The 25,848-nt window shown below is 67.1% G+C and carries 21 protein-coding genes, 1 tRNA gene and 2 pseudogenes; 18 read left to right on the forward strand and 6 right to left on the reverse strand.

The annotated features are described in order from the left end of the window. The 4 genes from ribBA to AC1DO7_RS26045 all read left to right on the forward strand — a co-directional run. Positions 1-951: bifunctional 3,4-dihydroxy-2-butanone-4-phosphate synthase/GTP cyclohydrolase II (gene ribBA, locus AC1DO7_RS26030; protein ID WP_477116724.1), on the forward strand; the 951-nt coding region annotated here is incomplete at its 5' end. Positions 952-1,021: 70 nt separating this feature from the next. Next, positions 1,022-1,525: a 6,7-dimethyl-8-ribityllumazine synthase gene (gene ribH, locus AC1DO7_RS26035; RefSeq protein ID WP_441613236.1), complete on the forward strand. Its 504-nt coding sequence runs from the start codon at positions 1,022-1,024 to the stop codon at positions 1,523-1,525. After that, positions 1,518-2,027: a transcription antitermination factor NusB gene (nusB, locus tag AC1DO7_RS26040; RefSeq protein WP_441613237.1), complete on the forward strand. Its 510-nt coding sequence runs from the start codon at positions 1,518-1,520 to the stop codon at positions 2,025-2,027. The genes ribH and nusB overlap by 8 nt, the downstream gene beginning before the upstream one ends. A gap of 148 nt (positions 2,028-2,175) precedes the next feature. After that, complete coding sequence (locus AC1DO7_RS26045; protein ID WP_441613238.1) at positions 2,176-3,357, forward strand: pyridoxal phosphate-dependent aminotransferase; 1,182 nt, start codon at positions 2,176-2,178, stop codon at positions 3,355-3,357. A gap of 119 nt (positions 3,358-3,476) precedes the next feature. Here AC1DO7_RS26045 and AC1DO7_RS26050 read toward each other — a convergent pair whose 3' ends face one another. Then, positions 3,477-4,550, reverse strand: a complete 1,074-nt coding sequence (locus AC1DO7_RS26050; protein WP_441613239.1) for a lytic transglycosylase domain-containing protein — start codon at positions 4,548-4,550, stop codon at positions 3,477-3,479. 626 nt (positions 4,551-5,176) lie between these two features. Between AC1DO7_RS26050 and AC1DO7_RS26055 the strand changes: the two are divergent. Both AC1DO7_RS26055 and AC1DO7_RS26060 read left to right on the forward strand, forming a co-directional pair. Continuing rightward, a pseudogene (locus AC1DO7_RS26055) lies at positions 5,177-6,490 on the forward strand (UbiD family decarboxylase); the annotation flags it as partial. 97 nt (positions 6,491-6,587) lie between these two features. Then, positions 6,588-8,609 (forward strand): acetoacetate--CoA ligase, encoded by a 2,022-nt coding sequence (locus tag AC1DO7_RS26060; RefSeq protein ID WP_441613241.1) that lies wholly within the window; start codon positions 6,588-6,590, stop codon positions 8,607-8,609. Between the two features lie 70 nt (positions 8,610-8,679). Here the strand turns inward: AC1DO7_RS26060 and AC1DO7_RS26065 are convergent, their stop codons facing one another. Next, positions 8,680-9,333, reverse strand: coding sequence for a glutathione S-transferase family protein (locus AC1DO7_RS26065; RefSeq protein WP_441613242.1), 654 nt, complete (start codon positions 9,331-9,333; stop codon positions 8,680-8,682). Between the two features lie 434 nt (positions 9,334-9,767). Here AC1DO7_RS26065 and AC1DO7_RS26070 point away from each other — a divergent pair, with 434 nt between their 5' ends. Then, entirely contained in the window at positions 9,768-10,982 is a 1,215-nt protein-coding gene (locus AC1DO7_RS26070; protein WP_441613243.1) for a polyhydroxyalkanoate depolymerase, read from the forward strand. A 16-nt stretch (positions 10,983-10,998) separates the two neighbouring features. Here the strand turns inward: AC1DO7_RS26070 and AC1DO7_RS26075 are convergent, their stop codons facing one another. Next, positions 10,999-11,487: a cupin domain-containing protein gene (locus tag AC1DO7_RS26075; protein ID WP_441613244.1), complete on the reverse strand. Its 489-nt coding sequence runs from the start codon at positions 11,485-11,487 to the stop codon at positions 10,999-11,001. 273 nt (positions 11,488-11,760) lie between these two features. On the opposite strand from AC1DO7_RS26075, the gene AC1DO7_RS26080 reads away from it, so the two are divergent. From AC1DO7_RS26080 to trmB, 5 genes are all read left to right on the forward strand, one after another. Continuing rightward, positions 11,761-12,705 (forward strand): aldose epimerase family protein, encoded by a 945-nt coding sequence (locus AC1DO7_RS26080; protein ID WP_441613245.1) that lies wholly within the window; start codon positions 11,761-11,763, stop codon positions 12,703-12,705. A 169-nt stretch (positions 12,706-12,874) separates the two neighbouring features. Further along, positions 12,875-14,500, forward strand: coding sequence for a methyl-accepting chemotaxis protein (locus AC1DO7_RS26085; RefSeq protein ID WP_441613246.1), 1,626 nt, complete (start codon positions 12,875-12,877; stop codon positions 14,498-14,500). Positions 14,501-15,020: 520 nt separating this feature from the next. Then, the gene (locus AC1DO7_RS26090; protein WP_441613247.1) at positions 15,021-15,503 is read left to right on the forward strand and encodes a hypothetical protein; all 483 of its coding nucleotides are present in this window, start codon (positions 15,021-15,023) and stop codon (positions 15,501-15,503) included. A gap of 480 nt (positions 15,504-15,983) precedes the next feature. Continuing rightward, a tRNA-Gly gene (locus AC1DO7_RS26095) sits at positions 15,984-16,058 on the forward strand. Between the two features lie 76 nt (positions 16,059-16,134). Next, positions 16,135-16,893 carry a tRNA (guanosine(46)-N7)-methyltransferase TrmB gene (trmB, locus tag AC1DO7_RS26100; protein ID WP_441613248.1) on the forward strand — a complete coding sequence of 253 codons (759 nt, stop codon included), beginning with the start codon at positions 16,135-16,137 and terminating at the stop codon, positions 16,891-16,893. Between the two features lie 105 nt (positions 16,894-16,998). On the opposite strand, the gene AC1DO7_RS26105 is transcribed toward trmB, so the two are convergent. The 3 genes from AC1DO7_RS26105 to AC1DO7_RS26115 form a co-directional block, all read right to left on the reverse strand. Continuing rightward, on the reverse strand, positions 16,999-17,880 hold the full coding sequence (locus AC1DO7_RS26105) for an undecaprenyl-diphosphate phosphatase (RefSeq protein ID WP_441613249.1): 882 nt from the start codon (positions 17,878-17,880) through the stop codon (positions 16,999-17,001). A gap of 97 nt (positions 17,881-17,977) precedes the next feature. Next, complete coding sequence (locus AC1DO7_RS26110) at positions 17,978-18,538, reverse strand: DUF1439 domain-containing protein (protein WP_441613250.1); 561 nt, start codon at positions 18,536-18,538, stop codon at positions 17,978-17,980. Positions 18,539-18,558: 20 nt separating this feature from the next. Then, entirely contained in the window at positions 18,559-18,852 is a 294-nt protein-coding gene (locus AC1DO7_RS26115; protein WP_441613251.1) for a YkgJ family cysteine cluster protein, read from the reverse strand. A 179-nt stretch (positions 18,853-19,031) separates the two neighbouring features. Here AC1DO7_RS26115 and AC1DO7_RS26120 point away from each other — a divergent pair, with 179 nt between their 5' ends. From AC1DO7_RS26120 to AC1DO7_RS26145, 6 genes and pseudogenes are all read left to right on the forward strand, one after another. Beyond that, complete coding sequence (locus AC1DO7_RS26120; protein WP_477116725.1) at positions 19,032-19,826, forward strand: TetR/AcrR family transcriptional regulator; 795 nt, start codon at positions 19,032-19,034, stop codon at positions 19,824-19,826. After that, complete coding sequence (locus AC1DO7_RS26125) at positions 19,823-20,956, forward strand: efflux RND transporter periplasmic adaptor subunit (RefSeq protein WP_441613253.1); 1,134 nt, start codon at positions 19,823-19,825, stop codon at positions 20,954-20,956. Before AC1DO7_RS26120 ends, AC1DO7_RS26125 begins: the two co-directional genes overlap by 4 nt. 10 nt (positions 20,957-20,966) lie before the next feature. Further along, a complete protein-coding gene (locus AC1DO7_RS26130; protein ID WP_441613254.1) occupies positions 20,967-24,161 on the forward strand; it encodes an efflux RND transporter permease subunit in 3,195 nt (1,064 codons plus the stop codon). Between the two features lie 209 nt (positions 24,162-24,370). Beyond that, positions 24,371-25,024, forward strand: a complete 654-nt coding sequence (locus AC1DO7_RS26135) for a protein-L-isoaspartate O-methyltransferase family protein (RefSeq protein WP_441613255.1) — start codon at positions 24,371-24,373, stop codon at positions 25,022-25,024. A 14-nt stretch (positions 25,025-25,038) separates the two neighbouring features. Then, positions 25,039-25,362: a rhodanese-like domain-containing protein gene (locus AC1DO7_RS26140; protein ID WP_441613256.1), complete on the forward strand. Its 324-nt coding sequence runs from the start codon at positions 25,039-25,041 to the stop codon at positions 25,360-25,362. Between the two features lie 210 nt (positions 25,363-25,572). Then, a pseudogene (locus AC1DO7_RS26145) lies at positions 25,573-25,848 on the forward strand (TolC family outer membrane protein); the annotation flags it as partial.

Genomic DNA, 25,848 nt, shown 5'->3' on the forward strand with positions numbered 1-25,848 from the left:
GGCCTGATCTGCCTGACGCTGACCGCCGAACGCTGCCGCCAGCTGGACCTGCAACCCATGGTCAGCCGCAACGGCACGGTGCATGGCACCAACTTCACGGTCTCGATCGAGGCCGCGGAGGGCGTGACCACGGGGATTTCCGCGGCTGACCGCGCACGCACCGTACAGGCCGCGGTAGCCAAGGATGCCCGCGCGGTGGATCTGGTCCAGCCGGGCCATATCTTCCCGCTCACGGCGCAGCCGGGCGGCGTGCTGATCCGTGCCGGCCACACCGAAGCCGGTTGCGACCTGGGCGCCCTGGCCGGCCTGACGCCGGCTGCCGTGATCTGCGAGATCATGAAGGACGACGGCACCATGGCGCGCCTGCCCGACCTGATCGAGTTCGCGCAAGAACACCATATCAAGATCGGCACGATCGCCGACCTGATCCACTACCGCAGCCGGACCGAGAGCATCGTCGAGCGCGCCGGCGAACGCGCCATGCAGACCCCGTATGGCACCTTCCACAGCATCATCTACCGCGACAAGCCGAGCGGCCGCGCCCACCTGGCGCTGGTCAAGGGCGAACCGCGGCCGGAGCGCGAAACCCTGGTGCGCGTGCACGAGCCGCTGTCCACGCTGGACTTGCTGGAAGTGTCGTGCACTACGCATTCGTGGAGCGTGCCGGCCGCGCTGGAAGCCATCGCCGAGGCCGAGCATGGCGTGATGGTGCTGCTGAACTGCGGCGATACCGCCCAGCAGCTCTTCACCCAGTTTGCAGCGCTCGACACGCCCCAGGAGCGGCCGCGCCAGAAGCCGGACCTGCGTACCTACGGCACGGGCGCCCAGATCCTCAAGGACGTCGGGGTGGGCAAGATGCGCGTGCTGGCTTCGCCGCTGAAGATGCCGAGCATGACCGGCTACGACCTGGAAGTGACCGGGTACCAGCCCATGCGCGGCCAGGCAGACTGAAATATCGAATACCAGCGGCCGCCCCTTTCCGAACCGCGGCAGCCGCGAACCGAACCCAGGAGAATACAAGATGGATCACGGTTTCTACCCCAGCAACCTCGAAGGCGAAGGCCTGCGCATCGGCATCGTTCAGGCCCGCTTCAACGAGCCGGTTTGCGAAGAACTGCGCGAAGCTTGTGTCGCCGAGCTGGAAAAGCTGGGCATCGAAGGCGAAGATACCCTCGTGGTGACCGTGCCCGGCGCGCTGGAAGTGCCGCTGGCATTGCAAAAGATGGCCGAAAGCGGCCAATTCGACGCCCTGATCGCGCTGGGCGCCGTGGTACGCGGCGAGACCTACCATTTCGAACTGGTTTCGAACGAATCGGGCGCCGGCATCACCCGCGTGGGCCTGGACTTCAACGTGCCCATTTCCAACGGCATCCTGACCGTGGACACCGACGCCCAGGCGCACGCCCGCACCCGCGAGAAGGGCCGCGACTGCGCCCGTGCCGCGGTCGAGATGGCCAACCTGGTTTCCGCGCTGGATTCGCTGCGCGGCCAGGAAGAGGACGAAGACGAGGACGACGATGAGTGATGCGCCCGAGAGCAGCAACCCGGCCGGCAAGCCCGCAGGCAAGTCCGAGGCGAAGTCCGAGCCCAAGGCGGCACCCAAGAGCGCCCGCCGCCGCTCGCGCGAGCTCGCGCTGCAGGGCCTCTACCAGTGGCTGCTGAACCGCAACGACACCGGCGCCATCCAGGCGCACCTGCATGAGGCACAAGGCTTCAACAAGGCTGACCGCGAGCATTTCGACGCCCTGCTCAACGGCGCGATCCGCGAGGAAAGCACGCTGACGGGGGTGTTCGCACCGTTCCTGGACCGCCCGGTGGACGAGCTCTCGCCGGTGGAGCGCGCCGCGCTGCTGATCGGCAGCTACGAGCTGGTCCACTGCGTCGACATCCCCTACAAGGTCGTCATCAACGAGGCCGTGGAGCTGACCAAGACCTTCGGCGGCGTGGAAGGCTACAAGTACGTCAATGGCGTGCTGGACAAGCTGGCCGCCCAGGTGCGCGCACCCGAACTGGCCGCCCGACGCTGAGCAAGGCAGCCGGGGCCGCACTGCGGCGCCCGCGCCTGCCACAACGACACCCGCTTCAGGCGGGTGTTTTTACTTGAGCTGGAGCCTGTGCTCCCGCACCCGAACCGACTACGGGGCCAACCGCGCCCTCAACCGAGCCTTTTCCGCCATGGACCTGCAGCGCCTCGCCACCGCCTCCCGCCTCGCCAATATCGACGCCTTCCACGTGATGGAGCTGGCCAAGCAGGCTGCCGACCTGGAACGTGCCGGGCGGCACATCATCCACATGGGCATCGGCGAGCCTGACTTTACGGCGGCCGAGCCCGTCCTGAAGGCGGCGGAGGCGGCCATGCGGCGCGGCGTCACCCAGTACACGGGCGCCCTCGGCATCGCGCCGCTGCGCGAGGCCATCGCCGGCTACTACAAGACCACCTACGGGATCGACATCCCCGCGCGCCGCGTGATCGTCACGGCGGGTGCCTCCGGCGCGCTGCTGCTGGCCTGCGCGGTGCTGGTCGAAATCGGCGCCGAGGTGCTGATGCCGGATCCCAGCTACCCGTGCAACCGCCATTTCGTGGCAGCCTTCGACGGCCGCGCGAAGATGATTCCTAGCGGTCCGGCACAGCGCTTCCAGCTCACGGCCGACCAGGTCGAGGCCAACTGGGGCGAGCAGACGCGCGGCGTGCTGCTGGCTTCGCCCTCCAACCCGACCGGCACCTCGGTCCTGCCGGCCGAACTCGATCGCATCCTCAAGGCCGTGCGCGCCCGCCAGGGCTTCGCCATCGTCGACGAGATCTACCAGGGCTTGTCCTATGACGCGCCGCCGGTGTCGGCGCTGAGCCTGGATGACGACGTGATCACCGTCAACAGCTTCTCCAAGTACTTCAACATGACTGGCTGGCGCCTGGGCTGGCTGGTGGTGCCCGACGAACTGGTCGAGGCCTTCGAGAAGGTGGCGCAGAATCTGTTCATCTGCGCCTCTGCGGTCGCCCAGCATGCCGCGCTGGCCTGCTTCACGCCCGAGGCGCTGGCCATCTACGATGCGCGCAAGGCAGAGTTCCGCCGCCGCCGCGATGCCGTCGTGCCGGCGCTGGAATCCATCGGGCTGCGGGTGCCGGTCAAGCCGGACGGCGCCTTCTATATCTATGCGGACTGCCGCGGCGTCAACCACCCCGCCGCCGGCAACGCCGACAGCCTGACCCAGGCCATGCTGCGCGATGCCGGCGTGGTCATGGTGCCCGGACAGGACTTCGGGCCGTACACGGCCAGCGACTATATCCGCATCTCCTACGCCACCTCGATGGAAAACATCGAGGAAGCCATGGCGCGGCTGCGCAAGTTCTTCGCCTGACGCCTTGCCCGCTGCCCGGCCGCGCTGGCGCGCGGCGGGAAAAGCAAAAAGCAAAGAGCAAAAAGCAGAAAAGCACCCCGAGGGGTGCTTTTCTTGTCGATGCATGGCCAGGCGACGTATCAGGCGCTCTTGGGCACATTGCCCGCGGCTTCCAGCTTGTCGCCGGCGGTACCCTGGTTGTGCACCGCCTGGGCCTGCGCCTTGGCATCGGCGTCGGCCGTGACTTCCGGCTTGGCAGGCTCCGGCGCGCTGCGCACGCCCGGGAGCTGGCGCAGGCGGGCCCGCTCGGCCAGCACCTTGGCGCCATAGCCGCCATCGGTGTTGCTGGTCGCACCCACGTAGAACTTCAGGCCGCCTTCGAGCGAACCGGCACGGGCGATGCAGTCCTTCAGCACCAGCGCGCCGATCTTGATATTGGCGTACGGGTTGAGCGCGGCTGCCACGCCGCCCACGGCCTCGTATTTGTCCTGGTGGACCTTGGTCATGACCTGCATCAGGCCCTGCGCGCCCACGCCGCTCTCGGCATATGGGTTGAAGCTGGACTCGATGGCGATCACGCCCAGGATCAGCAGCGGATCGATACCGACCTCGCGGCCGGTCAGGTACGCGGCCTTCACCAGTTGCACGGTTGCCTGGGCTGCCACGCGGTACTTGCGGGCAATATAGTCCGCCACCACGGCCTGTTCGCGCGCGCTGCCCAGCGTGGCCGGGTTGCGGGCGTCCAGCGCTACGCGCTGTGCCGGGATCTGCGCGGCCAGGTGGGCCACGGAGGGCACCTTGCCGGCCGGCTGCTGGCCCCAGTCGTCCGTGCCGGACACCGTCGGCAGGCCCGCGGCCTTGGACAGCATCGGCGACGGCGCCAGGCCGAGCTTGGCCGCGGCCACGTCGGCCGTGGCGGCCGGCACCGCGGCTTCCATCAGCACCGCAGGCGCTTCCTCACCGGCCAGCGCGCCGGCCAGTGCAGTACGCCATTCCTGGCTGACAGCCAGCGATACCGCTGCGACTACAGACACCACCCCGAGACTGTTCAGGGCGTACTTCAGTGTTGCGCGGCCACCCCGGAAGGCGCGGCCGGCGACCCGGTGTGCGAGACGGACCTGCAATGCCCGACTCACCCCGGGAACCGGTTGTCTGAAACGGACCTGCAATGCCCGTCCGACACCGGGAAGATGAAGGGTTTTCCAACCACTCATACTTACCTCCATCCGCCGTCCGCATCGTGCCGCGCCGAAACGCACCACGCCGATGACCGCGTACTCAAAGTAAGGATGCTGCACTGCCCAGCAAAGGCTGCCAGCACCTGTTGGTGGGCGCTCCCCATGCGCCCAACGGGAAACAGGGTAGGCTCTTGGGGGAGCCTGCCCTGCCGCGAACTACTCAATGCACCCGGTCAGCGCCGGGGCAGTCGATCCGGATCCGCCCTTGCTCAGGCGATTCCGCTTAGATGATCAGATATGGATGATTCTTCACCAGCCCCTTGACAGGGCCGAAAAAAATGTGCTGCAACGCAACACTCCAACGAGCAGAACCGGATTGTAGGAACGCTTTTATACCTCGTCAAGAATAACGTTTGGCAAAATAATAACTAAAAGCTATATGTAACAAAGTCCTTTCCATCACTTTGACATGCCGTGGATTGGGGCAAAGTCAGTGCTGGTAAAGCATCGGGGCTATCGCCGCCGCAGTGGACAAGGCAAAAAAATTTACAATTTGGGCATGTAAAACAGGGCGATTTATTTGCGTCTCGCCGTGCCCATGTGATGATTAACACGCACTCACTGCCCGAAGAAGCGCGTCGCCGCGCCTGGGCATCAACACTGCGCTAGGTATGGGCGCAGAAAGCCTGGCCGACCTGCGCGACATCGGCCGCGTACTGTCCGCCCTCAAGGAGCCTGAGCCGCCGCGCGGCCTGCGCGAAGCCGGCAAGCTCTTCACGCTGGCCAAGTCAGTGTGGGACATGGCGCCCAAGCGCGTCGGCAGCCCGGCCTGCCAGGAGGTGGTCTGGGAAGGCAACGACGTGGACCTGGCGCGGCTGCCGATCCAGACCTGCTGGCCCGAGGATGCCGCGCCGCTGATCACCTGGGGCCTGGTGGTTACCAAGGGCCCGCACAAGAAGCGCCAGAACCTGGGCATCTACCGCCAGCAGGTCATCAGCCGCAACCAGGTCATCATGCGCTGGCTGGCCCATCGCGGCGGCGCGCTGGATTTCCGTGAACACGCGCTCGCCAGTCCGGGCAAGCCGTTCCCGATCGCGGTGGCGCTGGGCGCCGATCCCGCCACCATCCTCGGCGCCGTCACGCCGGTGCCGGACACCCTGTCCGAGTACCAGTTCGCCGGGCTGCTGCGCGGCAGCCGCACCGCCCTGGCGGGCTGCATCACGCCGACGCTGTCCGAACTGAGCGTACCGGCCTCGGCCGAGATCGTGCTCGAAGGCCATATCCAGCCCGACCCGAACCATCCCAGCGGCTACCAGCATGCGCTCGAAGGCCCTTACGGCGACCACACCGGCTACTACAACGAGCAGGACTGGTTCCCGGTCTTCACCATCGACCGCATCACCATGCGGCGCGACCCGATCTACCACTCCACCTATACCGGCAAGCCGCCCGACGAGCCGGCCATCCTGGGCGTCGCGCTGAACGAAGTGTTCGTGCCGCTGCTGCAGAAGCAGTTCCCGGAGATCACCGACTTCTACCTGCCGCCCGAGGGCTGCAGCTACCGCATGGCCGTGGTGCGCATGAAGAAGCAGTACGCCGGCCATGCCAAGCGCGTGATGTTCGGCGTGTGGAGCTTCCTGCGGCAGTTCATGTACACGAAGTTCATCGTGGTGGTGGACGACGACGTCGACGTGCGCGACTGGAAGGAAGTGATCTGGGCCATCACCACGCGCGTGGACCCGTCGCGCGACACGGTGCTGGTCGACAACACGCCGATCGACTACCTCGATTTCGCGTCCCCGGTCTCTGGGCTCGGCTCCAAGATGGGCATCGACGCGACCGACAAGTGGCCGGGCGAGACCACCCGTGAATGGGGCCGCCCGATCCGCATGGACGATGCGGTGAAGGCGCGCATAGATGGCCTGTGGGACTCGCTTTTCGAGGACCGCGCCAGCGCAAAGGGACGCAGCATGTAAGATCATGCAAAGCCGCACGCGGCAGCGCTGCCGCCGCGGCACCGAGCCAAGACCCAACCATCCGCACGTCCGCGAAAGACGGACCCGAGGAGGAGACATGACCACCCTTGAAGAAGGGAGACTGATGTGGACGCCGTCGCCGGCGTTCCGCGACGACAGCCATATCGCGCACTTCATGCGCTGGCTGGCGAGCGAGCGCGGCCTCGCTTTTGACGGTTACGCGGCCCTGTGGCAATGGTCGGTAACCGACCTCGAAGCCTTCTGGGACGCCATCCGCGCCTACTTCGACCTGCGCTTCGACACCGAGCCCGCACGCGTGCTCGGCGATCCCGCCATGCCCGGCGCACGCTGGTTCGAGGGCGCCACCCTCAATTACGTGCAACAGGTGTTCCGCCACGCAGGCAGCGGCACCGCGCGCCAGCGCGCCGCCATCCGTTCTGCCGGCGAAGCCGTCGGCGTGACAGACCTGAGCTGGGATGCGCTCGAGGCACAGGTAGCCTCGCTCGCCCACGCGCTGCGCGCCATGGGGGTGACGCGCGGCGACCGAGTGGCGGGCTACCTGCCGAATATTCCCGCCACCGTGGTCGCCTTCCTGGCCACCGCCAGCCTCGGCGCGATCTGGTCTGGCTGCGCCCCGGACATGGGCCAGGTGGCCGTGACCGACCGCTTCCGCCAGATCGAGCCCAAGGTGCTGATCGCCGTGGACGGCTACCAGTACGGCGGCAAGTACTTCGACCGCGCGCCGGTGCTGGCCGACCTGGCCGCCGCCCTGCCCTCGCTGACCGACATCGTGCTGCTGCCGGCACGCGGGCAGGCCAGCCACGTCGAGCTGCCCGCCGGCATGCGCCGCCACGCCTGGCAGGCGGTGCTGGCGCATCGCGTGGCGCTGGCGATCGAGCCGGTGCCGTTCGATCACCCGCTGTGGATCGTCTACTCGTCCGGCACCACCGGCATGCCCAAGCCCATCGTGCACGGCCACGGCGGCATCGTCATCGAGCAGCTCAAGCTCATGGCATTCCACAACAACCTCGGCCCGGACGATGTCTTCCACTGGTACAGCAGCAGCGGCTGGATCATGTGGAACGCGCAGGTGGCGGGACTGCTGCTGGGCACCACCATCGCGCTCTACGACGGCAACCCCGCCTACCCGGACGCCGGCGTGCTGTGGCGCTTCGTGGAGGCCGCGGGCGTTACTGCCTTCGGCGCGGGTGCGGCCTTCTTCACGGCCGGCATGAAGGCTGGCATCGAGCCCGCGCGCGTGGCGGACCTGTCACGGCTGCGCGCGCTCGGCTCGACCGGCTCGCCGCTGCCGGCCGAGGCCTACGACTGGATCTACCGCCATGTGCGCAGCGACATCTGGCTGGCGCCGATGAGCGGCGGCACCGATTTCGCCGGCTCCTTCGTGGCCGGGTGCCCGATCCTGCCGGTGTACTCTGGCGAGATGCAATGCCGCTGCCTGGGCGCGCGCGTGGAAGCATTCGACGAAGCCGGGCATGCGCTGATCGATGAAGTCGGCGAGCTGGTCTGCACCGCGCCGATGCCGTCGATGCCGCTGTTCCTGTGGGGCGACGCCGACGGCAAGCGTTACCGCGACAGCTACTTCGACACCTACCCCGGCGTGTGGCGCCACGGCGACTGGATCAAGATCACCGCGCACGGCGGCGCCATCATCTATGGCCGCTCGGACGCCACCATCAACCGGCACGGCATCCGCATGGGTACCAGCGAGCTGTACCGCGTGGTGGAAGACTTGCCGGAAGTGCTCGACAGCATGGTGGTGGACCTCGAATACCTCGGCCGCGATTCCTATATGCCGTTGTTCGTGGTGCTGCGCGAAGGGCTGGTGCTGGACGAAACGCTGCGCGAGACCATGCGCGCACGCATCCGCAGCGCCTTGTCGTCGCGCCATGTGCCCAACGAGATCCTGCAGGTGCCGGGCGTGCCGCGCACGCTGTCGGGCAAGAAGATGGAAGTGCCGATCAAGAAGCTGCTGCTTGGCCATGCCCCGGACAAGATCGCCAATCGCGACGCCATGGCCAACCCGGACACGCTCGACTGGTACTTCGCCTACGCCGAAGGCTTCCTGGCCGCGCGCGCCGGCACATCCGCGGCGGCCTGAAAGCGCGAGGCGCCGGGCCGCAGTCGCTGCGGCCCGGCGCCTTGCTTTGCGGCGCGCGCAGAGCGCTCGTTCAGAATTCCACTTCAAGCTCGCTGATTTCGTCCGGTTCCTTGCGCGCCTGCGCGATCCACTCCTGCAGTTCGGGCATGGCGAGGATCTCCTTGCAGTAGGCTACCGGCTGCGGATCGAGCTCGACGCCGTAGGTCAGGAAACGCGTCACCACCGGCGCGTACATCGCATCGGCCATGGTGCGCTTGCCGAACAGGAAGGGGCCGCCGTATTGCGTCAGGCACTCGGTCCAGATCTGCGTGATGCGATCGATGTCCGCCTGCGCGCGCGACCACACCTTGAAGCCGGGAAAATGGCCTTTGAGGTTCATCGGCAAGGCCGAGCGCATGGCGGCAAAGCCGGAATGCATCTCGCCGCAGATGGCGCGGCAGTGCGCGCGCGCGGCGCGATCGTCGGGCAGCAGCCCGGCCTTGGGGCTGATCTCGTTGAGATACTCGGCAATGGCCAGCGTGTCCCACACCGTCACGCCCTGGTGGAACAGGCGGGGCACGAGGATCGACGGCGACAGCAGCAGGATTTCCGCGCGCGCCGCGGCGTCGTCCGGCGGCACCAGCACTTCTTCGAACTCGAGCCCCGCGAAACGCGCGAGCAGCCAGCCGCGCAGGGACCACGACGAATATGTCTTGCTGCTGATGGTGAGGGTCGTCTTTGCCATCGCGCCTCCTTGCCAGTCCGATGAGCCGTTGCGCAGCGGGCCGGCTCGTTTGCCTCTGGTGCAAATCACGCCCCGCGTATCGCCATGCAATGCCGCTGCAATGTCTTGCTATGTGCCGCGGGCCGCTGCTTCTACTATGACGTTGTAGTACATCGCGGGTGCGAGCATCGCGGCACGGTCCGCCTGCTTGCGCGCGCGCCGGATACGCTACAAAAGACGCCGCACCTGCGCGGTGCGCCTGGCCGCACCAGCATGAAGCCACGCTGGTGCAGCAGCGATGCGGGCCTTTGCCGCACGCGGCGTGCACGCCGCAAACGAACCAGAACAGGTCACCCGCCATTCCACAGGCCCAAGCCCGCAAGCCTCATGCCAACAATACGCCGTGGCACGCATATTGCGGCGAATGAAGTCAATGCATAACAAGGGGGGCGGCCATGCTGTATCAGGTGTACCAGAGCTACGCGGACCTCATGCAGCCTGCCTGCGGCCTGGCCGACATGATTGCGGTGTCGCTGGCCGCCAATCCACGCATGGCTGGCTGCGATCCCATGCGTGCCACGCGCGCAGCCTGCGAGGTGCTGGCGTTGAGCCGGCTGACGCACCACCGCCCGCCCTTCGGCATCGACAGCGTCACCGTGGATGGCGTGCCGATGCAGGTCACGGAAGAAGTCACCGCGCGCACGCCGTTCTGTTCACTGCTGCGTTTTCGCAAGCACGGCGTGAGCAGGCAGCCGCGCGTGCTGCTGGTCGCGCCGATGTCTGGCCACTTTGCCACGCTGCTGCGCGGCACGGTGCAGACCATGTTGCGCGACCATGACGTCTACATCACGGACTGGCACAACCCGCGCGATATCTCCCTGATGCACGGCCGTTTCGGCTTTGACGAATTCGTCCAGCACCTGATCGACTTCCTGCACGTGCTCGGCGGCGGCACGCACCTGATGGCGGTGTGCCAGCCCACCGTGGCGGCGCTGGCGGCGGTGGCCCTGATGGCGGAAGACAACGACCCGGCGCAGCCGCCCAGCCTGACCCTGATGGCTGGCCCGATCGACGCGCGCATCAACCCGACCAAGGTCAACGAACTGGCCACCAGCCAGCCGATCGAGTGGTTCGAGAATTCGCTCACCAGCCATGTGCCGCTACGCTTCGCCGGCGCGATGCGCCGGGTCTACCCCGGCTTCGTGCAGCTCATGGCCTTCATGAGCATGAACAGCGAGCGCCACCAGCAAGCCTTCCGCGATCTCTACGACCTGCGCGCCAACGGCGAGCACAAGCGCGCCGACGCGATCCAGACGTTCTACGAGGAATACTTCGCCACCATGGACCTCAGCGCCGAGTTCTATCTCGAGACCGTGAGCATGGTGTTCCAGCGCTTCCTGCTGGCGCAGGGGCTGCTCGACGTGGCCGGCCGCCGCGTGAACGCGCGCGCCATCCACCGTACGGTACTGCTGACCGTGGAAGGCGAGCGCGACGATATCTGCGCCATCGGGCAGACCATGGCCGCGCAGGACCTGTGCGAAAGCCTGCGGCCCTATATGCGCATGCATCATGTGCAGACCGGTGTCGGCCACTACGGCGTGTTCAACGGCAAGCGCTGGGATGCGCAGGTCTATCCGCTGGTGCGCAACACCGTGCACATGAGCGGGTGAAGGGGCCCCTTCCTTCCTAGGCGGCGGTGCGGTCCGCCGGCCATGGCGTCACCGGCGGCACCGCGCACGGACCCTCGGCATCGACCGTGCCGAAGTCGGCCGGCCCCACGATCTCCAGGTATTCCATGTCGGGCGAATAGTCGAACAGGTAGTGCGTGATGCCGGGACGCTGGTGCACGCAGTCGCCGGCGGCTACCAGCGTTTCCTTGTCTTCGTACATGAAGCGCGCCCAGCCCTTGAGCATCAGCACCACATGGAACGCCGCCTGGTGCCGGTGCCAGCCGGTGCCCTGCTCGGGCGGGAGGTTGGCCTTGACGAGCTGTACCAGCAGCTTGCCGCCGGTGGCATCGGCCACGCCGAGGTCGCGGTAGAGGAAGAAGTCGCGCAGGCCCTGGTCGACGAAGGCCGTATCCTGCGGACGCACATGGGAGAAGCGCGTGGGAGAAAAATCCGCGGCGGGCTCGCCGGCGGTTGCGCTGCCGGACTTGCTGGTGGACTCGGCCATGACAAGCTCCTTTCGCTAGGGAGAGAACGCGCTGCGTGGCGACGCAACATCCGCGCCAGCGCGGCAAAGGTCGAACGCGGCGACGAATGTGAAGCGCCCGGCTCCGTGCCCGCCGCGGTTGCCTTGCGCAATCCGCCGCATGCACTCGCGCAGGGCGTGCAACGTCCCGGCTCGCCGGGAGCCGGCACCGGTGCGGTGCCGGTGCCATGCCGGTTATGATGCGCCGTTGCCCTCGTCATTCTCGTCGTCCCCTCACCGGACACGATACACCGCATGCAAGCCGTCGCACTCACGAATTTCCAAGGTCAGGACCTGGTCCGCGTAGGCGGGCAGGATGATTACCTGCTGCTCGCGCCGCACGCGGGCGCACGCCTGGTGCGCTGGGTGCATCGCGGCGAAGACATCCTGTTCTGGCCGGACGGCGCCGACTGGTCCCAGCCTTCCCGCGTGCGCGGCGGCAATCCATTGCTGTTTCCGTTCATTGCCCGGCACTTTGTCGATGGCGTGCCGGGCGCGTGGCGCGATGCCGGCGGCGAAGTGCGCGCCCTGCCCAATCACGGTTTCGCTCGCGACCTGCCGTTCGCGGTCTCGCAATACGAGGCAGACCGGCGCATCGCGATGACACTGCAAGCCTGCGACGCGACGCGCGCGGGCTATCCGTTCGAATTCGCGTTCGAGGCCGGCTACCGCCTGCTCGAGGACGGCATCGAGGCCACGCTGCGCACACGCAATACCGGTGCGCAGCCGCTGCCGTATTACGCGGGCCACCATTTCTATTTTGCCGTCGCCCACGAAGTGCGCGGCGCCACCGTGCTGGATATGCCCGACGCGCGGCGCATGCGCCAGCGCGCCGACGGCTCGCCCGAGGACCTCGGCCCCGGCGCTCCGGCCTATCGGCTCGACGATTCCCGCCTGCAGGACGCCTTCCACGTCCTGCGCGAGCCGCACACGGCGCCGCGCGCCTGCACCCTTGCCATCCCGCCCGACGCCACGGCGCCGCGCGGGCGCAAGCTGGCGATCGAGCTTGACGTCGCCGCCGCTCCGGCGACGGCCCCCTGGTTCGCGGTCACCACGTGGTCCGAGCACGCCGATTCCGACTTCTATTGCGTGGAACCATGGCTGGGCCTGCCCGATGCCATCCATCATGGCACCGGCCTGCGCTGGCTCGCGCCCGGCCAGGAAGAAACCGCGACCTGCCGCCTGCGCATCGTGGCCTGACCGCCTTCCGCATCGTCGGCACGAGGCAACGCCCTCCCGCTTCAAGTTTTCCGCCGGCCCGCCGTTGACCGAAATAGCGCCCCATGATCAGAGGCGTTCTCCGTGCTATGCGCCGGCGCATGTGCAGGCGACACGGAAGCCGAGTGCCATACTCAACGAGAGGAAGACAATGCTGAAGCACCTGTCCATCCGAGGCTATCTCAGCCTCATGGTCGCCTTTTTCGGTTTCGCCCTGGTGGTCGGGGCCGCGGCGGGACTCTTGTCCATGCGCGCGGGCAATGAATCGCTCAAGCAGATGTACACCGTCGACACGCCCGCGGTGGCAGACCTGGAAGGCAGCGCCGGGCAGTTGCTGCGCCTGCGCCTGGCGCTCGCGACCTACGCCTCGCTCACCGAGCTCAACGACCAGGAAGGCGCCAGCGCCGTGCTCAAGCGCTCCGACCAATACCTGAAGGCCTCCAACGAACGCCAGGCGCACTACCTTGCCGGCGCCGGCAACGGCGACGAGGAGCAACGCCTGATCAAGGACATGCAGGACAAGCGCGCCAGGTTCCTCGGCGAAGGCGTCGAGCCGGCGCTCGCGGCGCTCAAGGCAGGCGACAAGCCAGCCTTCCTGCAGCAGCAGGCGCACAAGCTGCCGCCGCTCTACAGTGCGTATGAGAAGGCCATGCTGGCACTGGAGAAGCTCCAGCTCGAGCGCGGCGCGCAGCGCTACCAGGAGGCGCAGGAACGCTTCAAGGCGGTCAGCATGGCAGTGGCCATCGGCCTCGCCGCCGCGCTGCTGCTGTCGTGGCTCGGGCGTGCCGCGCTGATGCGCGCCATCGTCGATCCGGTCAACGCCGCCATCGCGCAGTTCAATCGCATCGCCAGCGGGGACCTGACCGGCCATGTCCCGGTCGACAGCGACAATGAGATGGGCAAGCTCAGCGCCGGCCTGCAGAAGATGCAGGCGTCGCTGATCGAAACGGTCGGCACCGTGCGCGGCGGCACCGAATCAATCAACGTCGGCGTGCGCGAGATCTCCGCCGGCAACACCGATCTCTCCCAACGCACCGAAGAACAAGCCGCATCGCTGGAACAGACCGCCGCCAGCATGGAAGAACTCACTTCCACCGTGAAACAGACCGCCGAGAACGCCAGGCAGGCCAGCCATCTCGCGCAAGGCGCCTCGGGGCTGGCCGCCCAGGGCGGCGAACTCACGCAGCAGGTGGTCGGCACCATGCAGCATATCGTCGGCGACTCGCGCAAGATCGGAGAGATCGTCGGCGTGATCGAGAGCATCGCCTTCCAGACCAATATCCTGGCCCTGAACGCCGCGGTCGAAGCCGCCCGTGCCGGCGAACAGGGCCGCGGCTTCGCGGTGGTCGCCAGCGAGGTGCGCTCGCTCGCGCAGCGCAGCGCCGGCGCCGCCAAAGAGATCAAGGGCCTGATCGACGCCTCCACCGCACGCGTGGAAGCGGGCGCCGGACTGGTCGAGCGCTCCGGCGCCACCATGGCCGAGATCGTCAGCGCCATCGCCCGCGTCAGCGGCATCATGAACGAGATCGCCGCCGCCGCCGCCGAACAGAGCTCCGGCATCGACCAGGTCAACGTCGCGGTCACCCAGATGGATGAGGTCACCCAGCAGAATGCGGCGCTGGTCGAACAGGCCGCAGCGGCCGCCGGGTCGCTGGAAGAGCAGGCACGCAGGCTGTCGGCGGCGGTGGCCGTGTTCCGGATCGGCGACGGCGCCCGGGAGCCGCGGGCGCAGGGGGCGGCACCGGTAGCGGCGCGCATGGCGGTTCACGCCGCGTGATCCCGACTCCCGCCCCACGCACCCGCCTACCTGAAGAAGGTGCCAGGGTAACGTCCCGGAAAAATCCGGGAAGAGTGTCCCTCAGGGTACATGGATTGCCGCCGTACATCTTGGCGCACTAACTGTTTGAGACAGCCCGCGACTTCCAGGATTACGCCACCAAATGGCTATGGTCTTACAATCACGAGCGCCCGAACATGGCGCTCGGCGGCATGACCCGAAACAACGATCGGCCATCGTGGCCTAGCCTCAACTTCCAGAGACTGCTAGAAATGGGAGGGTTACCGAGGCGCACAGAGGCAGAAGCGGGGCGGTCTGAGCCGGTCGCCATTCGCAGCCGAGTCCGGGCCAGGAACAGTCATACCGTCATCCGTGTCGAATGGCCGCTTTCCCCGACGGGTTAGGCGCGGCTCGCACGCCACCGCGACTCGTCGCAAGCAGGTGCCGCGCTCTTGGCTGCTGGATATAGCCGCTTCCAATTGTAAAAGACGCGGATGCTGGAGTTGCTCGCCTAACAAGCGTGACAACCCGCAAGAATCCACTCAGAATTGCGCCCGAACTTCCGCTCACTGCTATGAGAACCTGCTTACTCGTTCCGATCCTACTGTTGGCTGCCTGTGCTACCCGCATTGATTACCAACCCGCCACCGTCAGCAATCCTCAGGTCATTGTGGAGCGCGTGCTGTACGAGCAGCCAGACAAGAAGCGTCCGGAGTCAGTCCAGGTCACGGACCGGTATGTGGAGTTCGGGAGCGGCGCCAGAGCTGTGTCCGCTCCTGGCTTGACATCTGTTACTACCACGTCCATTCGGAAAGCCACCAGGCTATATTACCGATCGATTGCTGAAACGCGCCTGTTCAGCAAGCGTAACTGGTTCGTGGTCGAGCCTCGATCATCCGGCGGCCGGACATTGGCGCAGATCTATGTCGAGGATGAACTGAATGCCAAGCGATTGATGGACGCCCTAGCCACCCTCAAGGAGCGCGCACCCGATGGAGAATAGGAGGGGCTTTCCGAAAAACCCTCGTGCTTGACCGAATGATGATGGAACAGATGGCCCGTACCAGACCGTCAGCGGTCGGCCGGACGGCCAGGCCTAGTAACTGGGCACGCATGGCAACAGCGGCCATTCGCCGGTAGCAGAGTTGACGCCCGTTTCGGGTCGAAAGTACCCATTCGCACCGGGAAGCAGATTGCCAGGTGGTGGGTCGCGATAGAAAAGGCATAGTCGGCCTCTACGGCCGAGCCTCAAATGCCGAACCATCTCTACAAAGATGGGAGTTCCCTCTCCGCAGCCTTACGATCGCAAGGACAGGGTGCGGACATTGCCATGCACACGCATGCCGGATTCCGCCCTCCATCGCCGCCCAAAATGATGCCAGCGCACCCAGCAAGCCGAGTTGCAGTGCATCCACTTTCGCATGCCGCGCCCACTTCCACCGCTTGCGCTCCCGCCTGAATCCCGCGTAAAATCCCGGCTCTTGCGGGCGTCGTATAATGGCCATTACCTTAGCTTCCCAAGCTAAAGACGTGGGTTCGATTCCCATCGCCCGCTCCACCTCGGATTGATACGAGCCGCCTTCGCCACCTGGTCACTGACCGATCAGGCTTCGCCCGGCGGCTTTTTTGTTGCCATGCTTCCCCAAGACCCCAGTTCCGACCCCACGCCAGCCGACGAGGCCGGCAACGCGCCCGACCAGGCCGCCGCCGTGGCGCATCCGCGCCGCATCCGCTCCTTCGTGCGCCGCGCCGGGCGGACCTCCACCGGGCAGCAGCGCGCCATCGATGACCTCGGCCCGCGCTTTATCCTGCCCTACGCGCCGCAGCCGCTGGACTGGGAAGCCACCTTCGGGCGCGTCGCGCCGGCGATCCTGGAAATCGGTTTCGGCATGGGCGAAACCACCGCGCATATCGCGCAGTTGCGGCCGCAGGACAACTTCCTGGGCTGCGAGGTGCACGAGCCCGGCGTGGGCGCCCTGCTCAAGCTGATCGGCGAGCGCGGCATCGGGAATGTGCGGATCATGCCGCACGATGCGGTCGAGGTCATCGCGCATATGCTGACCGACGGCTGCCTGGATGGCATCCATATCTTCTTCCCCGACCCCTGGCACAAGAAGCGCCACAACAAGCGCCGCCTGGTGCAGGCGCCCCTGGTGAAGGTGCTGGCCAGCCGGCTCAAGCCGGGCGGCTACCTGCACTGCGCGACCGACTGGGAAGAATATGCCCACCAGATGGTGGAAGTGCTGTCGGGCGAACCGGCGCTGGAGAACACGTCGGATGCGGCCGGCGGCTTTGCGCCGCGGCCTGACTACCGCCCCGTCACCAAGTTCGAACGCCGCGGCGTGCGGCTCGGCCATGGCGTGTGGGACGTGGTATTCCGCAAGCGGGCCTGAGGCCTGGCCGCTTGCCCAATAGAAAAGGCGTGGCCAGTGGCCACGCCTTTCTTGTTTGCGTCGCGCCCCGCGTGAACGGCCAGGCGCGGCCGCGGCTTGGCGCGATCAGGCGTGCCAGGCGATCAGTCCCGTGTAGGCGGTCACCAGCACGATCACGCCGAAGACGATCCGGTACCAGGCGAACGGCTTGAAGTCATGGGTGGCCACGAAGCGCAGCAGCCACCGCACGCACAGGAAGGCCGACAGGAAGGCAAACACGAAGCCGACGCCGAACACACCGAGATCGTCGGCGGACAGCAGCGCGCGCGCCTTGTAAAGCTCGTACACCGTGGCGCCGAAGATCACCGGGATCGCCAGGAAGAACGAGAACTCGGTCGCCACCTGGCGCGACAGCCCGAACAGCATGCCGCCGATGATGGTGGCGCCGGAGCGCGAGGTGCCGGGGATCAGCGCGAAACATTGCGCCAGGCCCACCTTGATGGCGTCGCGCCAGTTGAGGTCATCCACCGACTCGATGCGCGGCGCGCCGGCCTTGGCGGCCTCCAGCAGGGCATTGCCTGCGGGGTGGGAGACCCGGCCGCGATGCGCCTCGCGCCATTCGGCCCACAGGATCACCACGCCGCCGACGATAAAGGCGGTGGCCACGGTGACCGGGTTGAACAGATGCGCCTTGATCCATTTGCCGAACACCAGCGCCAGCACGATCGCCGGCACCGTGGCGACGATCACGTTGACGGCGAAGCGTCGCGCCTTCTCGTCGGTGGCCAGGCCGCCCACCACGGTGGTGATGCGGCGGCGGAATTCCCAGCACACCGCCAGGATGGCGCCGAACTGGATCACGATTTCGAAGATCTTGCCTTTTTCGTCGTTGAAGTCGAGCAACTGGCCAGCCAGGATCAGGTGGCCGGTGCTGGAGATGGGCAGGAACTCGGTCAGTCCTTCGACGATGCCGAGGATCACGGCTTTCAGGGCGAGCGCAATATCCATGCTGATTGGTGGGGCGAAGGAAAACGAAAAAGGAAAAAAGGAAGCCGCAGGGTACGGACCACCGTTGGCCGCGCGCCCGTCATGCGCGCACGCGCACTCACGGACGGTTGATCTTGACGTTGATCCCGTTGGGCAAAACGGTGATTGTACCGGGCTCGACACTGGAGCCGGCAAGGCGCAGCTGATCCGGACGGAAGGTATAGAGCGGATAGCCCTGCAATAGCTGCTCGGCGAGGATGCCGCCCAGCGCATTGAGCTGGCGCGTGAACTGCGCCGGCAGGCCGCCGATGTCGAACTGCTGGACCTGCGGATCCTGCAGCACCAGCGAGCGGCTGGGCGGGTCGTAGCGCAGGCCGCTATCGAGCGCGAAGCGCCCTGTCAGCGGCTGGCCGAAGAACAGGCGGTTGTCGATGGTCGCATCGAACTGCACGTTCACGCGGTTGCGCTCCGGGTCGAGCGTGAGCCGCGGGTTGGCGAGCTGGATGTCGAACAGCTCCATATAGCGCTTGTTGAATGGGAACTTGCGCTCCAGCGCTGCCTGCAGCTGGCTTTGCGAGAAGGTGTAGTCGTTGCCGAACATGGCGCAGCCCGCCAGTGCCGCGGCGAACGCGAGAGCACCGCTTGCTGCCAGCCAGCGCCGGCGATTCATCATGACCATGGGTTGGTTTCCTTTGCGGTTCAGCGGGCAATGGCAGCCGGCGCGGGCGCCGTGGCGGCCTCCAGCCGCGCCAGCCATGCCAGCGCCTGCCCCCGCGAGTCGCCGCACATGTCGGCGGCGGGCTTGAGGCCGGCGCAGAACGCCGGCCGCGAAGGCTGCCCGAAGATCGCGCAGCGGCGATCCGGCAGCAGCTGCACGCACGGCACGCCGGCGGGCTTGCCGTGCGGCATGCCCGGAATGGGTGACGTAATGGAGGGCGCAGTGCAACAAGCGCCACAATCCGGGCGGCAGGAAAGTTCAGACTGGACGGACATGGCAAAGGTTCAGGCGCGGACGGGCGTCCGGCAGGCCGTATTGTGCCCCATGCCCGCGGCGCCAGACCGTGAATGCCCCAGCTTGACCGCCCCAATCCACTCCACTACATTACTGACCCAAGAGTTATTTATTGGCAAAATCCGCGGAGAACGCACCGGCATAGGTGCGCAGCGCCCCAGTGAACAAGTCCCAAGACCAGAACAAGGYCGAGGCGAATCCCAAGCGTTGGGCCCGCCGCAAGGCCGCGCGCCCGCAGGAACTGGTGGCCGCGGCGCTCGAACTGTTTGTCGAGCGAGGCTATGCGGCCACCCGCCTGGAAGATGTCGCGGCCGCCGCAGGTGTGTCCAAGGGCACGGTGTATTTGTACTTTGCCAACAAGGAAGAGCTGTTCAAGACCGTGGTGCGGGAGAACCTGGGGCCGGCGCTGGCCCGGGGCGTCGACCTGGTGGAGACCTTCGAAGGCACCACCGCCGAGCTGCTGCGCGAACTGCTGCGCGGCTGGTGGGGCCTGATCGGCGCCACCTCGGTGGCAGGCCTGACCAGGCTGGTCCTGGCGGAGGCGAATCACTTCCCCGACATCGCCCGTTTCTACCACGAGGAGGTGACGGTACCGGGCGACGAGCTGTTCGCGCGCGTGCTGGCGCGAGGCGCGGCACGCGGGGAGTTGCGCGCGGTGCCGGCCAACCCCAACAGCGCGCTGATCTGCGCGCCGCTGGTGTTCCTGGTGTTGTGGCAACGCGGCTTCGGGGCTTCGTCGAGCATCGTGATCGACCCCGAGGCCTTTATCGACAACCTGCTCCAGATGCTGCTGTTCGGGCTCACCACCGGCGCCGCGCGCGATACGCCGCTGCCGCCGAAGGTCGGCCCCTACGTCTGGGAGCGGATACGGCAAGAACAACTAGAAGCGCTCGCACGAGCGCAAGCGCAGCAGGACGCGGCGGACTCTCCGGCGCGGCCGCCGGAGACAGCATGACCCGACGCACAAAGATACTGATTGGCACGTTCGCCGCGGTGGCCGTGATCGCGGTGCTCAGCGCCACCGCGGCCGTGCGCAAGAACGGCACCGGCAAGCCGGCCACGGCCCCGGCGGCCGTGCAGCCGGCCGCGCCAGGCCTGGTGGAATTCCTCCACTCCGACCTGGCCGAAGCCGCCACGCAGGATCTCCGCGTTGCACTGCCGCTGTCGGGCGGGCTGCGCGCGCTCAACCAGGCCTCGGTCAAGGCCAAGGTCTCGGGCGAGGTGCAGCAAGTGCTGGTGCGCGAGGGCGAGGCCGTACGCGCCGGCCAGGTCATCGTGCGCATCGACGCCACCGAATACCAGGCCAAGGTAGCCCAGGCGCGCGGCCAGATGCTGGCGGCGCGCGGCCAGTACGAGAACTCTAAGCAGACCTTCGAGCGCAACCGCGAGCTGGTTGCCAAGGGTTTCATCTCCAAGACGGCATTCGACAACTACCAGAGCAATCTCGACGTGGCGCGCGCCAACCTCGATGCCGCCCAGGGTGGGCTCGACGTCGCGCAGAAGGCGCTGGCCGATACCGTGGTCAAGGCGCCGCTGGACGGCCTGGTGGCGGCGCGCGCGGTGCAGCCGGGCGAGAAGGTCTCGCCGGATACGCGCCTGGTCGACATCGTCGACCTGCGCTCGCTGGAGCTGGAGGCGCCGATCCCGACCGCCGACGTGGCGCGCGCCGCCATCGGCCAGGCCGTGCGGCTCGACGTGGAAGGCAGCGGCCGCTTCGAAGGCAGGCTGGTGCGCATCAATCCCTCGGCCGTGCCCGGCTCGCGCAGCATCATGGTCTATGTGCGCGTGGACAATCCCGGCGCCCGCCTGCGCGCCGGCATGTTCGCGCAGGGCGCGCTGGTGCTGGGCCAGCACGCGGGCGTGGTGGCGGTGCCGGCCACCGCGATCCGCAGCGACGGCGAGCGCGCCTTCGTCTACACCGTGGAGAACGGCATGCTGGCCGAGCGAGAGGTCAAGCCCGGCATCCGCGACGACGAGCGCGGGCTGGTAGAGATCGCCGGCGGCCTGTCGGCCGGCGCACAGGTGGTGCGCAACAACCTCGGCACCTTGCGCGCGGGCAGCCGCGTCAAGCTGGTCAAGGCATAGGGCGCCCGCCATGTGGTTCACTCGCCTGTCAATCCATAACCCGGTGCTGGCCACCATGATGATGATGGCCTTCGTCGTGGTGGGGCTGTTCTCCTACCAGCGGCTGTCGGTCGACCAGTTTCCGGACATCACCTTTCCCATCGTGGTGGTGCAGACCGAGTATCCCGGCGCCGCGCCCGAATCGGTGGAGTCGGACGTCACCCGCAAGATCGAGGAGATCGTCAACACCATCTCCGGCATCGACGAGATCTTTTCGCACTCCTACCAGGGCACCTCGGTGGTGGTGATCAAGTTCGATCTCTCTGTCGACGTCGGCCAGGCCGCGCAGGACGTGCGCGACAAGATCGCGCTGATCCGCCCGCAGTTCCGCGACGAGGTGAAGGACCCGCGCGTGCTGCGCTACGACCCGTCCGACGCGCCGGTGTTCTACCTGTCGGTGTCCAACGCGCCGGGCGCCGAGCGCACGCAGCGGGAGTTGACCACGATCGCCGACCAGATCGTGCGCAAGCGCCTGGAAACCGTGCGCGGCGTGGGCGCCATCAGCCTCGTCGGCGGCACCAAGCGCGAAGTCGAGATCCGCATCCGCCCGGCCCAGCTCGAAGCACTCGGCATCGGCGTGAACCAGGTGATGGACGCGATCCGCAACGAGAACCAGGAGCTGCCGGCTGGCGAACTGCGCTCGACCTCCACCGAGACGGTGGTGCAGATCAAGGGCCGCATGCTCACGCCGGACGCCTTCCGCAAGATCATCGTGGCGCGCCGCGCCGGCCAGCCGGTCACGCTGGAGCAGGTGGCCGACGTACGCGACGGCGAAGAAGAGCAGGAAAGCCTGGCCATGCTCGACGGCAAGCGCGCGCTGTTCCTCGCGGTGGTGAAGGCGCAGGGCCAGAACACCGTGGACACCGTCGACGGCCTGATCAGGATGACCAACGAAGTGCGCAAGCTGGTGCCCGCGGGCGTGCAGCTCACCGTGGTCAACGATGCCGCGCGCGGCATCCGCAGCAGCGTCAAGGAAGTCCGCTCGACGCTGCTTGAAGGCGCCATGCTGACCGTGGCCATCGTCTTCCTGTTCCTCGGCTCCTGGCGCAGCACGGTGATCACGGGGCTGACGCTGCCGATCGCGCTGATCGGCACCTTCGGCGTGATGTACATGTTCGGCTTCACGCTCAACGTGATCACGCTGATGGCGCTGTCGCTGTGCGTGGGCCTGCTGATCGACGACGCCATCGTGGTGCGCGAGAACATCGTGCGCCACAACCTCATGGGCAAGGACCATCGCGCGGCGGCGCTGGACGGCACCAACGAGATCGGCCTGGCGGTACTGGCGACCACCTTCTCCATTGTCGCGGTGTTTCTGCCGGTGGGCTTCATGGGCGGCATCATCGGCCGCTTCTTCCATCAGTTCGGCGTCACCGTGGTGGCGGCCGTGCTGATCTCGATGTTCGTGTCGTTCACGCTCGACCCGATGCTGTCGTCGGTCTGGCATGACCCCGACCTGCACGGCACGGGCAACAAGAAGAGCCTGTACGGCCGCACCGTGGGCCGCCTGCTGGACTGGTTCTCGGCGCGCATGGACGCGCTCGGCCACGGCTATGGCAGCATGCTGGGCTGGGCACTGAAGCACCGCCTCGCCACCGCCATCATCGCCGCGGCGACCTTCTTCGGCAGCTTCGCGCTGGTGCCGCTGATCGGCACCGAGTTCGTGCCCGCCGCCGACCTCGGCGAAACCCAGGTCGGCTTCACCACGCCGGTGGGCACGTCGATCGCCGTCACCGAGGCCAAGGTCAGGCAGGTGGAGGCCGCGCTCAAGGCGTTCCCGGAAGTGGCCTATACCTATGCCACCATCAACTCGGGCAACACCTCGGGCCGCAACAACGCGCTGGTGTCGGTGCGGCTGACCGAGCGGCGCATGCGCAAGCTCACCACCACCCAGCTCAACCCGATGATCCGCGAGCGGCTCGCGGGCATCGCCGGCATCACCCTGACCATGGTCGGCATGCCCGATGGCGCGGGCGGGCAGAAGGCGCTGCAGGTGTCGATCCAGGGCGACGATCTCGAGACGCTGCGCCGCCTCTCGCTGGAGGCCAGCCGCCGCATGAATGCCGTCCGCGGCCTGGCCGACCTCGATTCCAGCATGAAGGACGACCGCCCTACCGTGGAGGTCCGCATCCGCCGCGAGCTGGCGTCGGACCTCGGCGTGGGCATCGTGCAGATCGGCAATGCGCTGCGCCCGTTGCTGGCCGGCGACGCCATCAGCTCGTGGCGCGCGCCCGACGACCAGAACTACGACGTGCGCGTGCGCCTGCCCAAGGACGCCCGCACCGGCATGGCCGACCTCAGCGGGCTGATGATCGCCAGCAGCCAGGTGGGCAGCGACGGCTCGCCACGCATGGTGCCGCTGCGCCAGATCGCCGAACTGGTGCCCACCACCGGGGCCAACCAGATCAGCCGGCGCGACCTCAGCCGCGAGGTGGAACTGACCGCCAACACCGCGGGCCGCTCGCAGGGAGAAGTGGCGCGCGAGGTCAAGGCCGCGCTGGACGGCATGAACTGGCCGGTGGGCTACAAATACCGCTTCGGCGGCTCCACCAAGTCGATGAACGAATCGTTCGGCTTCGCCGTGTCGGCGCTGGCGCTGGCGGTGATCTTCATCTACATGATCCTGGCCTCGCAGTTCGCCAGCTTCTTCCAGCCGATCGCCATCATGACCTCGCTGCCGCTCACGCTGGTCGGCGTGTTCGCGGCGCTGCTGCTGTTCCGCTCCACGCTGAACATGTTCTCCATCATCGGCTTCATCATGCTGATGGGGCTGGTGACCAAGAACGCCATCCTGCTGGTCGACTTCGCCAACCAGGCCCGGCGTGGCGCCGACGGCCAGCCGCCGATGTCGCGCGAAGCCGCGCTGGTGGCCGCCGCGCGCGTGCGCCTGCGCCCCATCCTGATGACCACGCTGGCCATGATCTTCGGCATGGTGCCACTGGCCTTCAGCCTGGGCGAAGGCGCCGAGCAGCGCGCGCCGATGGGGCAGACGGTGATCGGCGGGATCATCACCTCGTCGATCCTGACGCTGGTGGTGGTGCCGGTGATCTACACCTACCTGGACGATTTCAGCGCCTGGCTGGGGCGGCGCTGGCGCGGCAAGCCCGCCGCGCAGGCGGCGGATAGCCCCCACGTGCCGGTGCGCGAGCCGGCCAGCGCCGAATGACAGCGGCCACGGCCCGGCCCCCGCCGGTCGCCCGCAATGCCGCTTCCCGGGCCGGATTGCGGCATGGAGGCGACAATTCCTGTCACGCGCTTCGGCAACTGCCTTGGCAAGGGGTTAAAATGGCAGGTTTCACGGATTTCCCCGGCCCCTGGCACCGCGCGGCCGGACTCAGAACTGAACAAGCGGTTGGCACTGGAAGGAATGGCAAGATGGATCTCGAGAAAGCCCGATTCAATATGATCGAACAGCAAATCCGCCCGTGGGATGTGCTGGACCAGGAAATCCTGGACCTGCTGGCCGTGGTCAAGCGGGAACAGTTCGTACCGCAGGCTTACGCCGCGCTGGCCTTCGTCGACATGGAAATCCCGCTGCCCGGCGGCCAGAACATGCTGGCGCCGCGCGTCGAGGCCCGCATCCTGCAGGACCTGGCGGTGCGCAAGCACGAGCAGGTGCTCGAGATCGGCGCCGGCTCCGGCTACATGGCCGCCCTGCTGGCCCACCGCGCGCGCCACGTGGTGACCGTGGACATCCTGCCGGAACTGGCTGCGCTTGCCCGCAAGAACCTGGCCGATGCCGGCGTGACCAATGTCGACGTGGCCGAAGGCAACGCCGCCGCCGGCTGGGCCGCCAGCGCACCCTACGATGTGATCTGCATCTCCGGCGCCCTGCCCTCGGTACCCTCGTCGATCCTGTCGCAGGTCAAGGTCGGCGGCCGCATCGCCGCCTTCGTGGGCGCGCTGCCCGCGATGGAAGCGCAGATCATCACGCGCGTGAGCGAGACCGAGTACAAGACCGTCAACCTGTTCGAGACCGCTGTCACGCCGCTGAGCGGTGCCGAGCAGCCCTCGCGCTTCCACTTCTGAACGGGGCGAGCCACATGCAGGTCATCAACGCTCCCGAACTCGCGCAGTGGCTGGCCGATGCCGGCCGCCCGCAACCGGTGCTGCTCGACGTGCGCGAAGGCTGGGAGGTGCAGACCTGCGCCATGCCCGGCATCACCCACATCCCGATGGGCCAGATCCCGGCGCGCGCCGCCGAACTCGACGAAGACGCGGACATCGTCTGCATCTGCCATCACGGCATGCGCAGCATGCAGGTGGCGGGCTTCCTCGAGCGCCAGGGCTTCGCCAAGGTCTACAACCTGACCGGCGGCGTGGACGCCTGGGCCAGCCAGGTGGACCCGGCCATGCCGAAGTATTGACGGCCCAGGAAAGCACCAGGCAGCACCGGAAAGTACCAGCAGCACCAGTATTTCCAGCAGTACCGGCAGGACCAGCAGTACCAGCAGTACCAGCAAGCATTGAGCAGTAGCCCCTTGCACGGCGCCGGCAGGCTGGCGGCGCCGGCTCCCCCTGAACGCTGATCGAAAAACGTAAGCCTGGCGACTGCTGCCCGGCCGACTGGAGATGTCATGAGGTTTGCGCTGTTCCCTGCGCGGGGCCTGCCCACGACGCGCCTGGCACTGACGGGCTCGCTGCTCGCGCTGCTGCACCTGCCGGCCGCGCATGGCGCCGACCTGCTCCAGGTCTATCGCGACGCCCAGGCCAACGATGCACAGTTCGCCAGCGCGCGCGCGCAGCTGGTGGCCAGCCAGGAAAAGCTGCCGCAAGGACGCTCCGGCCTGTTGCCGCAGATCAACGGCACGCTCGGCGCCACGCGCACCAATGTGGACCAGACGGTCCCGATC

The sequence above is a fragment of the Cupriavidus sp. 05N40 genome, assembly GCF_056397305.1.